The following is a 12,951-nucleotide window of genomic DNA, read 5'->3' as shown; positions in this document are numbered from 1 at the left end:
GACGGAGTTCTGCGGAGATTTCAGCCGCAAAAACAATTGCTTTTCTCAATTTCCATGGCTCGGGTCGGGTTATGCGCTGGAGGAATTGGATGGCTACAGGGTCTGAATCCGACGATGATCCTGCCGCGGAACAGGAACGGCCGGCGCATATGGAGCGGCGGCGCTGGCCGCGTGAACCGGCTATGCGCAAGGAACGCCCACCCCATGCCTCCCCTGCACTCGAGCCGCTGCGATTCTCGACGCAGGACCTGCCACCGGCAGAACAATTCCAGGCCTGGCGGGCACATATGGCGCCGCTCGTGGATGTTCATCTGCCGGAGGGAAAATCACCCGAAGACGGATTCCTCGCGGAGCAGACCGGCTGGCAGCTCGGCGATATCCTCATCGTCCAGCAGCGCGCGCATGCCCACAGATATATCCGCGATCAGGCCATGCTTCGATCGAGCCCCATCGACCATTGGAACGTCGGCCTGCAGCGCAGCGGCCAGGCCTGGACCGAGGTCAACCGTCGTGTCACCGAGACCGGTGCCGGCGAGATATTTTTCATGTCTCTCGGCAGCCCCTATCGCGGACGGACGACCGATACCGAAGCTTTGCTCGTGTTCCTGCCGTATGAGATGCTGGCTCGCGATGCGAGCCTTCTCCAGAGCGCCGGCAACACGGTTCTTTCGGGCAGCCACGCCGAGTTGCTCACGGGCTATCTGACGGGCCTCGAAACGAACCTCGGCAATCTGACGATAGAGGAAGTGCCCCGGATCATCCAAACCATCGGCGATATGGTCGTTGCGGGCGCCGCATCGTCCACAAGGACTGATACCGGTCAAAACCAGGCCAACATGGGACTGATGGAGCGGGCGCACCGCTACATTCACGTCAATCTCCGTTCGGAAAACCTGACACCGGACGTGATGTGCCGCGCGTTGGGGATTTCGCGTACGCGGCTTTACCAACTGTTTGAGGCGAGCGGAGGCGTGCTCAATTATATTCGCAAGCGGCGATTGCTGCAGGCCTATGCGGATCTCAGCAATTCGGCCGACCACAGGCCGATTTCAGAAATCGCAGAAGCCGCCGGTTTCGAGGTCGCCGCCAATTTTACGCGCGCCTTCATCCACGAATTCGGGCTGAGCCCGCGTGAAATCCGAAGGACGATGGCAACCCAACAGCGGCCGGCTCCGGCCATCCACTCCACGCGGCGTTCCGGAAAAACGATCGGTGATTGGCTGGCCCTGACGGGTTGATCCGGCTCGGGCTGAAATCCAGACTCGAAGTCCGTTTAGCGGCGGTCGACGCGCTTGCCGAAGAGGGAATATTTCCCTTCACCGATCCATCTCCCTCAAACGACACCTCGTAAGCTTAATCCCCGAAGAACCGGATCGGCTTGTATTGCCGATGCGCGATGATCAGGCTCCGGTCGGGCTGGATGATATAGGTTTCCTCCACCTGCCGGCCGTACTGGTCGATGAAATCATGCGGAAAGGCGGAGCCGGGGGGTGATTTGGTGAGCTTGGTGCGCGGTTGGCCGTTATAGGTAATGCTGCCGGGGATGGGTTCGAGGCCCGGTCCGCTATAGCTGACGGTGTTGCATCCCGCCAGAACGAGCGTGCCGACGAGGCCGATGATTGCAGCTTTCATGTCCATCCCTCCCAATGCCTGAATAATATCACTCTACGCCTCACCGGATAGAGTTCACGACACGAATGCCCATGCCGCGCTTCAATCCTTCGGGAAGCGTCGCCGGGGGCGCCGTGATCGAGCGGCCGGCGGGACGCGACATCCACCTGTTGATATTAGGGTGAAAATCCGGATCCTCCAGATGCGCCGACCCATCCATTGCCGAAACCGATGCCGTCTGCTAGATCGGCCTCGTCGAAAAAGGCAGGATCGGTTGAGGTAAGCCCGATCCCTTCCGCTGGAGCGTTAAGCGCTGTGGCGAAGCTCTGCTCCGTGCCACGGCACGAGAACCCGCGACGTGATCCGCATGAAGATGCGGGATCCCGGCGGCGTGCGGAGACGGCAAAAAGGCAGTCCCGGGATTTTTTCGAACGGAGACTGTCATGCGCTTGAACCATCTCGACTTCCACGTTCCCGATATCGCTGCCACGGCGGATTTCTTGATCCGCCATTTCGGCCTGAGGCTTAAGGATATGCGCGGCCAGAACGGCCTCGCGATCCTGGAAGACGATGCCGGCCTCGAAATCGTCCTCAGCCACGCAATCGCAAAATTCGGCACCGCCGATCAGGTGGAAATGGGACGCCAGACCTATCACATCGGCTTCATCCTACGCGAAAGGGCGGATGTCGATGCGGTCCATGCCGGGCTTGCTGCTGCCGGTGCTGACCGGTCCGGTCCGCCGGCCGCCATGCGCGGCGGCTGGCTATTCTATTGCACGGCGCCCGGAAATATCCTCGTCGAGATCGGCTGGCGGCCGGGTTAGGTCCCCAAATAGCAAGGGCGGCCGCAGCCGCCCTTGCCAATGCCTGTCTTGACCGGCTCAGAATTCCGTCCAGTCGGGATCCTGGCTCGGCGATGTGCTGCTGCCGGCGCCGAAGGCGTTGGCGATCTTCTGGCCGAGCGCGCGGGCCGGCGAGGCGGCCGGGCGGGCGGTGCCTTCGCGGGCGACGCGGACCGGCGCCCTGGCTGCCGGGCGGGCGGCAGCGCGTGGTGCCGTGGCGATTGGCGCGCTGGCGGTGAAGCCGCCGGTGCCGGTCAGCCTGAATTGGCCGAGCAGGTTGTTGAGCGCTGCCGCTTCCGTTGCCAGGTTGTGGCTGGCGGCTGTGGATTCCTCGACCATCGCCGCATTCTGCTGCGTGCCCTGATCCATGGTGTTGACGGCGGTGTTGATCTCCTGCAGTCCGATCGACTGTTCGCGGGAGGCTTCGGCGATCGCGTGGACGTGCTGGTTGATCTCCTGCACTTCGTGGACGATTGCGTCGAGCGCCTTGCCGGTTTCGCCGACCAGCGAGACGCCGGTCTGCACATGCGAGCCGGAGGTGCTGATTAGCGCCTTGATCTCCTTGGCCGCCTTCGCTGAGCGCTGGGCGAGCTCGCGCACTTCCTGAGCGACGACCGCAAAGCCCTTGCCGGCGTCGCCGGCACGGGCAGCTTCGACGCCGGCGTTCAGAGCCAAAAGGTTGGTCTGGAAGGCGATGTCGTCGATGACGCCGATGATGTTGGAGATTTCGCCCGAGGACTTCTCGATCTGCTGCATGGCGGAGACGGCCTTGCGGACGACCTCGCCCGACTTTTCGGCACCAAGGCGGGTGCGGGCGACGAGCTGGCTCGCCTCCTCGGCTCGCTTGGCGGCGTCGCGCACCGTCGTGGTGATCTCCTCCAGCGCTGCTGCCGTCTCTTCGACGGAGGCCGATTGCTGTTCCGTTCGCTGGGAAAGCTGGTCCGCGGAGGAACGAATCTCGTTGGCGCCGGCGCCGATCGCCCGGGCATTGGCGCCGACCGTATGCAGGGTCTCGTTGAGCTTCTCGACCGAGTTGTTGAAATCCTCACGCAGCGCATCGAGATGCGCGACGAAGGGCTCGGCGATATGCGAGGCGAGATCGCCGGCGGCAAGGCGGCGCAGGCCGTCGCCGAGCGCGGTGACGGCGCGGTCGAGTTCCGATGCTTCGCGGGCCTTCTGCGCCTCGCGGTCGCGGCGCTCGCTGTCGCTGACGTCGCGGTCTGTTTCGGCGCGCGCTTCGATCCGGGCGCGCTCGATCGCATTGTCGCGGAAGACCGAAACGGCCTTTGCCATCTGGCCGACTTCGTCGCCGCGGTCGAGGCCGCTGACATCGCTTGTCGTATCGCCCTCGGCAAGCCGCGTCATGCGCTGGCGCAGCTGCATCATCGGGCCGGCGATGCCTATCTGGGCCACGACCACGCTGAAGCCGACGGCAGCGAGAACGGCGATGCCGATCAGAACGAGACAGAAGACGATCCGTTCGTTGACGGAAGCCGAGAGCGCGTCGCCGCCATCGTTGAGCATCGCCATCATCGCATCATTGTTGGCTATCATCTTCGGCGTCAGTGCATCGAGCTTGGCATTGATCAGGGCAACATTCGCCTGGGCGCCGGCGTCGTCCTTGGCTTTGCTCTGTTCGATGATCTTGTTCGCCAGCGTTTCGATCTCATCGATGCCCGCCTGAATTTCATCGATCGCCGGCTTGCGGCTGGGCACCAGTGCCAGCGCCTGCTTCATGCGGTCACGCGCCTGTGGCAGCTTGCTCGGTGTGGCGAGCGCCTTCTGGAATTCGGGCGTATCGGGTTTCATGTCGGCAAGCAGGCTTACCTGCAGCACCGAGGCCACCGCCGATGCGCTGGCACGCGCGCTCAGCATCGAGGCCTGCGCCTCATGATCGATGAAGGCGCTGTAGGCGGCGTCCGCACGGCGGAACTCGGATATGACATAGATCAGCCCGGCCATCGTGATCAGCCCCAGGAGCGCCACGACGGATATGATTTTTGTGCGGATTTTCAGATGTTTCAGCATAGAAATGTCACCCGATTGACGGGGCGTGCTCGCGCGCCCGGTGCTTTTGAAATCAATTGTTGCAGAAAAACGCTGCTTCAATATCGCGGTTTAGGGATTACGTTTGGGCTGACGCTTGCATCATGCGATCGGCTGGCGGGGTCCGATGTCGTCGCAACAAATAAAGGCGATATTCTTTAATTCCGCGCTAACACGAGGCGGTGGTTGGCTGTGATTTTTAGGGACTGAATTGTCGTCTCGAGTCTTGCGCCAGGGCTGTCCGGTTGGCGCCGATGGCTGCCCCTCACCCTAACCCTCTCCCCGTAAACGGGGCGAGGGGACGCGCCCCGCGAGAGGCTGGCGAGAAACGGAGAGGTCGCGGCTATCCCCCTTCGCCCCGTTTACGGGGAGAGGTGGCGGTAGCCGGATGAGGGGCTGGCGTCGGCGATCTCCCTGGGCCGAGGATGTCGTATGAAGGCTATTCCTCTGCGCGGCGCCGCTCCCCTCACTCCCACCCATATTCCCCACCACGCATGACTCTGATACATCTCGCCGACGCCGCACGCTTCGCGCTTAACCCAGAGACAACGATCACGATGATGCAATCCAAGCCGGCATCCCTGACTCTGAAGGGTTTTTTCACGCTCGGCCTGTTTCTCGGCGCGCTTTTTTCGAGTTTTGCCGCATCGGCTCAGCAGGCGGCGCCCTCGCTGCCGCTGCTCTTCGATGCGCGCGAGCGTCTTGCGAGGCCCGATCTCTCCTCGCTGGTGCGCTTGCGCTTCCTGACGTCGGTCGATTTCCCGCCGTTCAATTTCACCGATCAGAACGGCAAGCTTTCCGGTTTCAATGTCGACCTCGCCCGCGAAATCTGCAGCGAGTTGGAAATATCGGACAAGTGCCAGATCCAGGCGATCCCCTTCGCCGACCTCAGGGATGCGCTCGCCGCCTCGCAGGGGGATGCCGTCATCGCCGGTCTTGCCGTGACGCCGGAGCTGCGCCGGCAATTCCTCTTCTCCAGACCTTATCTGATGCTGCCGGCGCGCTTCGTGCGCAATCTCGCCGTGCCGCTCGACGGAAAGACCGCTGCGGCGCTTGCCAGCCATCCGGTCGGTGTCGTCAGGGGGACGGTGCACGAGGCGATGCTGGCAGCCTTTTTCCCCACGCTCAAGGCCGAGCCGTTCGATACGAAGGACGCCCTGCTTGCGGCGCTCAAGGACCGCAAGGTCGATGCCGCCTTTGCTGATGCGCTGCAGCTTTCCTTCTGGGTCTCTTCGCCGGCCTCAGCCAAATGCTGCGCGCTGTTCGACGGCCCCTATCTTTCCGAGCATTTCCTCGGCGAGGGCATGACGATCATGCTGCGGCAGAAAGACAGCGTGCTGACATCAGCCATCGACCACGCGCTCGCCACGCTGTCGCGCAACGGCCGCCTCCAGGAAATCTATCTGCGGTATTTCCCCTACGGGCTTTATTGAAGCTGCAGTCCAAATTGTGCGTTCAGCCCTTGCGGAAGCGGGCAATCGCGCTGCGCTCGATCGCCGCGCAGGTGAGCTTGTCGAGGCCGAGCCGGTCGCGCAGCAGGCTGAGCAGCCGCAACTCTTCCGCCTTGACCGAGAGATCGGCGGATGCCACCTCGACGGCCAGTGCATAGGCCGTGTCGTAGAGCTTTGCGGGCAAGGTATCGCGCACGGTTTCGAGGACGACGTCGAGGCCTTCCGGTCCGGCCAGCAGCGAGGCGCAGTCGCGCGCCACCGCAATCAGCTTGTCGTCGTCGAAATCCCGGAAAACCGGCAGGAATCCGATCAATTGGCCGATCCTTGTCATCTCCCTGTCGTTCATCGTGCTGTCGACGGCGGATGCCATCACCATCACGTAGATCAGCGCGTCATGGGCGGAAAGCGGCTTGTTCATCTCTGATTCCTTTTTCGATCAGCCGAGATTAGGAATTGGCGACAGCCATTACAAGGGATCGGCCCGATCCGGGCTGTCCGACCGCTGGCTGCCGGTTTATTTGCGGCGCGGATCATCGCCGTAGAGGCCTTTTCCTGCCTGCCTGGCCTTTTCGGCGGCAGCCATAAGCGGCGAACCCACTGCTGCTTCCGCCCAGCCGTTTTCGGCGAGCCATAAGCCGAGATCCTCCGTGCCGAGCCGGCAGGCAGTCGTTACTGTTTCCTTCCATTCCACCGTCTCGAGATCGCAGCTGACGCTGCGGTTGCGCAACAGCAGGCGCAGCGCCGTCTTCGCCATCATGCCGCAGGGCCATTGCCGGCCCGTCGGCCCGCATATCCTGTCGGTCGGCGTCGGCACGATGCCGGCAAGCAGAAGCCGGCGCTCGCCAAAGGAAAGAATGCCGGCATTTTCGACCATCGGCCGCGTCAGCTCCATCGCCTTTTTCGCAGCCGGACGTGCCGTTTCCCCGGCGGGCGTCTCCGCTTGTTGCGGTGCATTGGCCGATTTGGGTGTCCCGCCCTCGCTTGGCGCCTGAGAGGGCGGAGCCGCCGGCTCCGCTGAGCGAGCGATCATCTCGGCACGATCGTCCGAGATTGTCGCACGTTCGCCGGCTTTGGGAGCAGCATCCGCCGCTGCCGTCGCCGTCTCCTCTGCGGACGCCATCTCTTCCCCGGCCGTGTTGCCGCCAAGCCTTGCTTGCCCTGCCAGCAGCAGGCCGGCCACCACCGCCATCCCCGTGATACCTGTGATGAAGGCGGCAGGGCGCATGGAATATCTTCCTATTGGCTGGCCCAGATGATGCGGGCGATCCAGTCGATGTCGGAAAGCTCGAGGGTGCGGTTGGGATGTTCGGGATTGAGCGACATCAGCTCGATCGACCGCGGGCTCTGGCGCAGCAGCACCTTGGCCATCACCTCGCCCTCGTTTGTGCGCACGACGACGCGGTCGTTGCGGCGCACCTGCGCCCCCGGCTCGACGATCAGCACGTCGCCGTCGCGGTAGAGCGGCATCATGCTCTCGCCCTGCACCTCCAGCGCATAGACGCCTGATTTCTGCGACGGGGCGGCCGGAAATTCCACCACGTCCCAGCCCTGGCCGGCCGGAAAGCCTCCATCGTCGAAGAAACCGCCGGCGCCCGCCTGGGCGAAGCCGAGCAACGGAATGGAGCCGCCTTGCGGCTGAAACGCGTTTTCCTGCTGCCTGGCCTGCTGCTCGGAGGGACCGGTGTCCGCCCGCATGAAGGCCAGAAACTGCTCCATGCTCGCACCCGTGGCGTCGAGCACCTTGGCGATCGATTCCGTCGAGGGCCAGCGCAGCCGCCCGTCGGCGGAGAGCCGTTTCGATTTGTTGAAGGAGGTCGGGTCGAGGCCGGCGCGCCGCGCAAGACCGGACGGCGTCAGTTCGTGCCGTTCGGCAAGCCTGTCGAGCGCTTCCCAGATCTGGTTGTGTGACAGCATGCGCGCGATTCCGTGCGGCTGATCAAGCGCCGCGCTTCAAACCAAGCGGAATATTAACCGACCGCGCTGGCGGAGTAAAGATAAAGGAGGAATAAAATCCTGTCGCCGGGCAGTCGGCTGCGCTCAGGCGACCATCGCCATATTGATCTTGCCGAGCTGGATGACGGCCTGCGTCCGGCTGTCGACGTCGAGTTTCAACAGGATCGCCGAGACATGCGCCTTGATCGTCGCCTCGGAGACGCCGAGTTCGTAGGCGATCTGCTTGTTCAGCAGCCCTTCGCCGAGCATGGTCAGCACCCGGCTCTGCTGCGGCGTCAGCGTATGCAGGCGGTGGATCAGATCGGCGACATCGGGATCTTGCTCCTGCCCGTCGCGATAGCTTTCCGGCGTGGCGATGTCGCCGGCAAGCACCGTCTGGATGCTGCGGCGAATGTCCTCGATGCCGGAGGATTTCGAAATGAAGCCGGACGCGCCGAGTTCCAGCGCCCGGCGGATCGTCGTCGCATCGTCGGTTGCCGAGACGATGACGATCGGCAGGCTGGCGAATTCGGAGCGCAGAGCCATCAGGCCGGAAAAGCCGCTGACGCCGGGCATGGCGAGATCGAGCAGCATCAGGTCGGCATCCGCATGGGCGCCGGCCGCCCGGCGCGCGGCGGCGAAATCGCCGGCCTCGACGATCGACTGCCGGCCTTCCATGCCGATCACCGCCTGGCGCAGCGCGTCGCGGAAAAGCGGATGATCGTCCGCAATGATGATGGTCTGTTCCTGCATCAAAAACTCCCTCCCAAGAGCCCGATCATGCCGGCATGTGCCTCCGCCCCTCCGCGTTGCACGCCAGCTTGCTCATATCGACTATATCAGATCAGGTCTTCTGCGGAAGGGGATTGGTGTTTTCCTCGGCCTGGAACTCCTTCACCATCCCCATGAAACTCTTCATCATCCGCTCCATGATGCTGATCGAACGGTCGACCTCGGCATCGCTCGGCAGCGCGCGCTGGGCGACACCGCCCTGTTCGAGTGCCGTCACCCGCTTTGCCAGCCGGTCGAGTTCGTCCTCATAGGCCGCCCGTTCGTCGGCCGCCATCCGGCAGACGAGGGCGCCGTCCTTGTCCTGGCAGATCGACATTGCCCCGGTCTGCCGGTCGAGCCGGACGAAATGGTCGCCGCTCTTCTCCAGCTGGAAGCGGCTCGCATCCGCTTCGGCCGCCGCGGCCGCCAACGGCATCAGAAAAACGCCAAGCGTGATAACGAATGCCTTCATCGTCTCATCCTCCGGATTTTTTGGAGCATGATGCCGAAAAGTGTGCGCGGTTTTCGGACGACATCATGCTCTAATTCTGTTCCAGCTGTCCCGTTTTTCGGCGCCGGGGCGTGGACATCGCCGCCTCTTTCCGGCAAAGCCCTCGTGACCAAGGAACAGCCTATCGTGAGGCCATGATGACCCTGACACCGACCCTTTACAAGATCGTGACGGAAACGCTCTGGCAGCAAGCCAGACAAACCGGCACTTTTCATGGCGCCGGCATCGATCTCAAGGACGGCTTCATCCATTTCTCGACGGCGGAACAGGTAAAGCAGACCGCCGCCCTGCATTTTGCCGGCCAGTCCGGCCTGCTGCTGATTGCCGTTGATGGCCGCGGCTTTGGCGACAAGCTGGTCTTCGAGCCTTCGCGCGGCGGCGATCTCTTCCCGCATCTCTACGCCGATCTGCCGCTTGCGGCCGTGCTCTGGGAGGCGCCGCTGCCGCTCGACGAAGCCGGCGCCCATATCTTCCCGGAGCTGCAGCCATGATCGATCCCTTCAAGCGTCTCGCCCGCAAGGGTCTCTTCCTGTTCGATCCGGAAACCGCGCACGGCATGTCGATCGCCGCCTTGAAATCCGGCCTCGTGCCCGCCTGCCAGCTGACGCCTGATCCGCGCCTGCGCCAGACCGTTGCCGGCCTTACCTTCGAAAATCCGCTCGGCATGGCCGCCGGCTACGACAAGAATGCTGAGGTGCCGGAGGCGCTGCTGAAGCTCGGTTTCGGCTTTACCGAGATCGGTACGGTGACGCCGAAGCCGCAATCCGGCAATCCGCGCCCGCGCATCTTCCGCCTGGTGGAGGATGAAGCCGTCATCAACCGTCTCGGCTTCAACAATGAAGGCCATGATGCCGCCTTCGGGCGCCTCGCCGCGCTAAGGGGCGGTGGCATGATCGGCGTCAACATCGGCGCCAACAAGGATAGCGAGGACCGCATCGCCGATTATGTCGTCGGCATCCGCCGCTTTTATTCCGTCGCGCGCTATTTCACCGCCAACATCTCCTCGCCGAACACGCCTGGCCTGCGCGACCTGCAGGGGCGCGAAAGCCTTGCGGGGCTGTTGTCATCAGTGCTTGCGGCGCGCGACGAGATGGCGGCGGCATCCGGCCGGAAGATCCCGGTCTTTCTGAAGATCGCGCCTGATCTGACCGAGGAAGGCATGGACGATATCGCAGCCGAGGCGCTTTCGCATGCGCTCGACGGGCTGATCGTCTCCAACACCACGCTGTCGCGCGACGGCCTTAGGGATCAGCGCCAGGCGAAGGAGGCGGGTGGCCTTTCCGGCGTGCCGCTTTTCGAAAAGTCGACGGCGGTGCTCGCCAGGATGCGCAAGCGCGTCGGCCCTGATCTGCCGATCATCGGCGTCGGTGGCATCTCCTCGGCCGAGACCGCGCTGGAGAAGATCAGGGCGGGCGCCGATCTCGTCCAGCTTTATTCCTGCATGGTCTATGAAGGCCCTGGTCTGGCCGGCGATATCGTCCGCGGCCTGTCGAAACTCCTGGACCGCGAAAAGGCCGCCTCGATCCGCGACTTGCGCGACACCCGGCTGGATTATTGGGCAGCGCGAAAAGTCTGATCGGCCCGCGACCGCACCAGCATCGCCAGGAAGAAGCCCCGGAAGAGCAGGAAGGCGTTCATCGCCAGCCACAGGCCGTGATTGCCGAAGAGCGGCACGAAGACCGCGAGCATCAAGAGATAACCGGCAAAAGATATCAGCATCCGGTTGCGCATGTCGGCCGACCACGTGGCGCCGATGAAGACCCCGTCCATCAGGAAGGCGAGCGCGCCGGTCAGTCCCGTCACCGCCGCCCAGGGCAGATAGGTTTCGGCCGCCTGCCGTACCTCGGGTGAGGTCGTCAGCACCGAGATCAGCCAGGGGCCGGCGAGGAAGAAGAAGGCGGAGCCGAGCGCTGCCAGCCCGAAGGACCACAAGGTCGTGAGCTTCAGCCCCCGGTCGAAGGCCGGCCGGTAATGCGCGCCGATCGCCCGGCCGATGATCTGTTCGGCGGCATTGGCAAGCCCATCGAGATAATAGCCTGATAGCAGGAAGAAATTCATCACCACCGCATTGGCGGCAAGCGTCACCGCACCGAAACTGGTGCCGATCCGCGTCATGATGGTGAAGGCGCCGATCAGCACGAAGGTACGGATCAAGATATCGCGGTTGAGCGCGAAAAGCTCGGCCAGCCGGTGCCGGGAAAAGACTTCGGACCATGCCGGCCGCTCGGTCTTGTTGAAGCCGCGCAGCACGATGACAAGCCCGACAAGCGCGCCAGCCGTTTCGCCGGCCATTGTTCCCCAGGCGACCCCCGCCACGCCCCAATCGAGCGTCAGGCCGAGATAGATGGAAAGCAGGATGTTGATGCCGTTGATGATCGCCTGCAGCAGCAGTCCGATATTGCCCTGTCCGCGCCCGAGCACGAAGCCGAGGATCGCGTAATTCGCCAATGCCGCGGGTGCTGCCAGCATGCGGATGGAAAAATAGGTGCTGGTCGCCTCGGCGATCGCGCCTTCCGCCCCCATCAGCCTCAACCCCGCCGCCATCAGCAGCGGCGAAAGACAGAGCAGCGCCAGTCCGCAGCCGATCGCCGAAATCATCGCCCGGGAAAAGACCGCCTGCTGCTCGTGCTGGTCGCGCCGGCCATAGGCCTGCGCCGTCAGCCCGGTCGTCGAGGCGCGCAGGAAGTTGAAGCTGCCGAGGATGAGATCGAAGAGCATCGCGCCGATCGCCAGCCCGGCCAGCGCTTCCGCATTGCCCATGCGGCCGACGACGGCGGTGTTCGTCAGCCCGAGCAGCGGCGTCGTCATGAAGCCGAGCGTCATCGGAAGGGCGATCGACAGCACCATCAGGTGCGTCACGTCGAATGCAAGCGCGTTGTGATTGCTGCGTGTATCCATGCCGGCCTCGTCGCGGCAGCGCCACGCGTCGTTTCAGACGCGCAAAAGGCGCTGCATCACTTGAACTGCTGCAGGCGGAATCACCTCAGCTGGAAAGCACCATGGCCCAATAGGGCAGGTTCCTGGAAGATGTATTATGGGCGACGGCAACGCCAAGGCCGCCATAACGACCGAGCATGTTTTCCAGGTGATGCGGCGAGTTGATCCAGGCCGTCACCACGGCATCGACGCTCTGCTGGCCGGAGGCGATGTTTTCGGCCGCCGGCAGCCGCACGCCGCTCGCCTTGACGCGCGCGCCGAAACTATCGGTCATGCCCATCAGATGCGCCATCTTGCCGGCACTCGCCATGCGTTTCGCCTGGAACAAGGCGGCAGTACTCGCCGCCGGATCGACGGCAAGCGGCGGCAGGCCGTTTTTGGCCCGCAGCTGGTTGACGAGCGGCAACACGCTCGCCGTCTCGTCCTCGCCGTCGGAAGGCGTGCCTGCCATCCGCGGGGTCGTGGTGCAGCCGGCGATGCCGGCGGCGAGCGCAAGTCCGGAAAGGCGCAGCAGGCCGCGCCTGGAAAGATCGATGGATGTCATGTTACCGGCGGTAGCTGAAAAGACGGAGGATGATGAAGAGCGGGATGACGATCGTCGCGCCGAGGAGGAGATAGTCGCCGACGCGCCCAAGCGCCGAGAAGCCCCGGTACCAGATCTCCTGGATGAAATCGCGTATGCCGTAGATGATGCCCCACGGCGTCAGGCCGAAGACGGTCATGACGAAACCGACGATCAGCGACACCACGATAAGCTTTATCAATGTGCGGCCGATTGAATCGCCGAGGAACCTGTTCGCCTGATCGGACATAAGCCATCTCCTGTTTGCCCTTGGAATAAGGTCGCGGC

General features: G+C 63.5%; 15 protein-coding genes. 5 read left to right on the top strand and 10 right to left on the bottom strand.

Annotated features, from left to right (window positions below):
* Positions 1-89: 89 nt before the first annotated feature.
* Complete coding sequence (locus FFM53_RS10400) at positions 90-1,238, top strand: helix-turn-helix domain-containing protein (protein ID WP_138388563.1); 1,149 nt, start codon at positions 90-92, stop codon at positions 1,236-1,238.
* A 115-nt stretch (positions 1,239-1,353) separates the two neighbouring features.
* Here the strand turns inward: FFM53_RS10400 and FFM53_RS10395 are convergent, their stop codons facing one another.
* A complete protein-coding gene (locus FFM53_RS10395) occupies positions 1,354-1,632 on the bottom strand; it encodes a hypothetical protein (protein WP_138388185.1) in 279 nt (92 codons plus the stop codon).
* Positions 1,633-2,054: 422 nt separating this feature from the next.
* Between FFM53_RS10395 and FFM53_RS10390 the strand changes: the two genes are divergently transcribed.
* Positions 2,055-2,435: a VOC family protein gene (locus tag FFM53_RS10390; protein WP_138388183.1), complete on the top strand. Its 381-nt coding sequence runs from the start codon at positions 2,055-2,057 to the stop codon at positions 2,433-2,435.
* A gap of 57 nt (positions 2,436-2,492) precedes the next feature.
* On the opposite strand, the gene FFM53_RS10385 is transcribed toward FFM53_RS10390, so the two are convergent.
* Positions 2,493-4,481, bottom strand: coding sequence for a methyl-accepting chemotaxis protein (locus FFM53_RS10385; protein ID WP_138388182.1), 1,989 nt, complete (start codon positions 4,479-4,481; stop codon positions 2,493-2,495).
* A gap of 575 nt (positions 4,482-5,056) precedes the next feature.
* Here FFM53_RS10385 and FFM53_RS10380 point away from each other — a divergent pair.
* Complete coding sequence (locus FFM53_RS10380) at positions 5,057-5,932, top strand: transporter substrate-binding domain-containing protein (protein WP_138388181.1); 876 nt, start codon at positions 5,057-5,059, stop codon at positions 5,930-5,932.
* Positions 5,933-5,954: 22 nt separating this feature from the next.
* Here FFM53_RS10380 and FFM53_RS10375 read toward each other — a convergent pair whose 3' ends face one another.
* The 5 genes from FFM53_RS10375 to FFM53_RS10355 form a co-directional block, all read right to left on the bottom strand.
* Positions 5,955-6,368, bottom strand: coding sequence for a tellurite resistance TerB family protein (locus tag FFM53_RS10375; protein ID WP_003545221.1), 414 nt, complete (start codon positions 6,366-6,368; stop codon positions 5,955-5,957).
* Between the two features lie 96 nt (positions 6,369-6,464).
* Positions 6,465-7,175, bottom strand: coding sequence for a thermonuclease family protein (locus FFM53_RS10370; RefSeq protein WP_138388180.1), 711 nt, complete (start codon positions 7,173-7,175; stop codon positions 6,465-6,467).
* 11 nt (positions 7,176-7,186) lie between these two features.
* A complete protein-coding gene (locus tag FFM53_RS10365; protein WP_138388179.1) occupies positions 7,187-7,864 on the bottom strand; it encodes a S24 family peptidase in 678 nt (225 codons plus the stop codon).
* A 123-nt stretch (positions 7,865-7,987) separates the two neighbouring features.
* Entirely contained in the window at positions 7,988-8,635 is a 648-nt protein-coding gene (locus FFM53_RS10360; RefSeq protein WP_003545225.1) for a response regulator, read from the bottom strand.
* Positions 8,636-8,726: 91 nt separating this feature from the next.
* The gene (locus tag FFM53_RS10355) at positions 8,727-9,125 is read right to left on the bottom strand and encodes a hypothetical protein (RefSeq protein WP_138334510.1); all 399 of its coding nucleotides are present in this window, start codon (positions 9,123-9,125) and stop codon (positions 8,727-8,729) included.
* A 176-nt stretch (positions 9,126-9,301) separates the two neighbouring features.
* On the opposite strand from FFM53_RS10355, the gene FFM53_RS10350 reads away from it, so the two are divergent.
* On the top strand, positions 9,302-9,655 hold the full coding sequence (locus tag FFM53_RS10350; protein ID WP_138388178.1) for a DUF952 domain-containing protein: 354 nt from the start codon (positions 9,302-9,304) through the stop codon (positions 9,653-9,655).
* Positions 9,652-10,740, top strand: coding sequence for a quinone-dependent dihydroorotate dehydrogenase (locus FFM53_RS10345; RefSeq protein WP_138388177.1), 1,089 nt, complete (start codon positions 9,652-9,654; stop codon positions 10,738-10,740). The genes FFM53_RS10350 and FFM53_RS10345 overlap by 4 nt, the downstream gene beginning before the upstream one ends.
* Here FFM53_RS10345 and FFM53_RS10340 read toward each other — a convergent pair.
* The 3 genes from FFM53_RS10340 to FFM53_RS10330 form a co-directional block, all read right to left on the bottom strand.
* The gene (locus tag FFM53_RS10340) at positions 10,716-12,062 is read right to left on the bottom strand and encodes an MATE family efflux transporter (protein ID WP_138388176.1); all 1,347 of its coding nucleotides are present in this window, start codon (positions 12,060-12,062) and stop codon (positions 10,716-10,718) included. The two genes, FFM53_RS10345 and FFM53_RS10340, sit on opposite strands and share 25 nt — an antisense overlap.
* 85 nt (positions 12,063-12,147) lie before the next feature.
* Positions 12,148-12,645, bottom strand: a complete 498-nt coding sequence (locus FFM53_RS10335) for a CAP domain-containing protein (RefSeq protein WP_128400926.1) — start codon at positions 12,643-12,645, stop codon at positions 12,148-12,150.
* 1 nt (position 12,646) lies between these two features.
* A complete protein-coding gene (locus FFM53_RS10330) occupies positions 12,647-12,913 on the bottom strand; it encodes a DUF6460 domain-containing protein (protein WP_012755952.1) in 267 nt (88 codons plus the stop codon).
* Positions 12,914-12,951 lie beyond the last annotated feature (38 nt).

Source organism: Rhizobium indicum (genome assembly GCF_005862305.2).
GTDB lineage: Bacteria > Pseudomonadota > Alphaproteobacteria > Rhizobiales > Rhizobiaceae > Rhizobium > Rhizobium indicum.
This window is presented reverse-complemented; position numbering and strand designations above follow the sequence as displayed.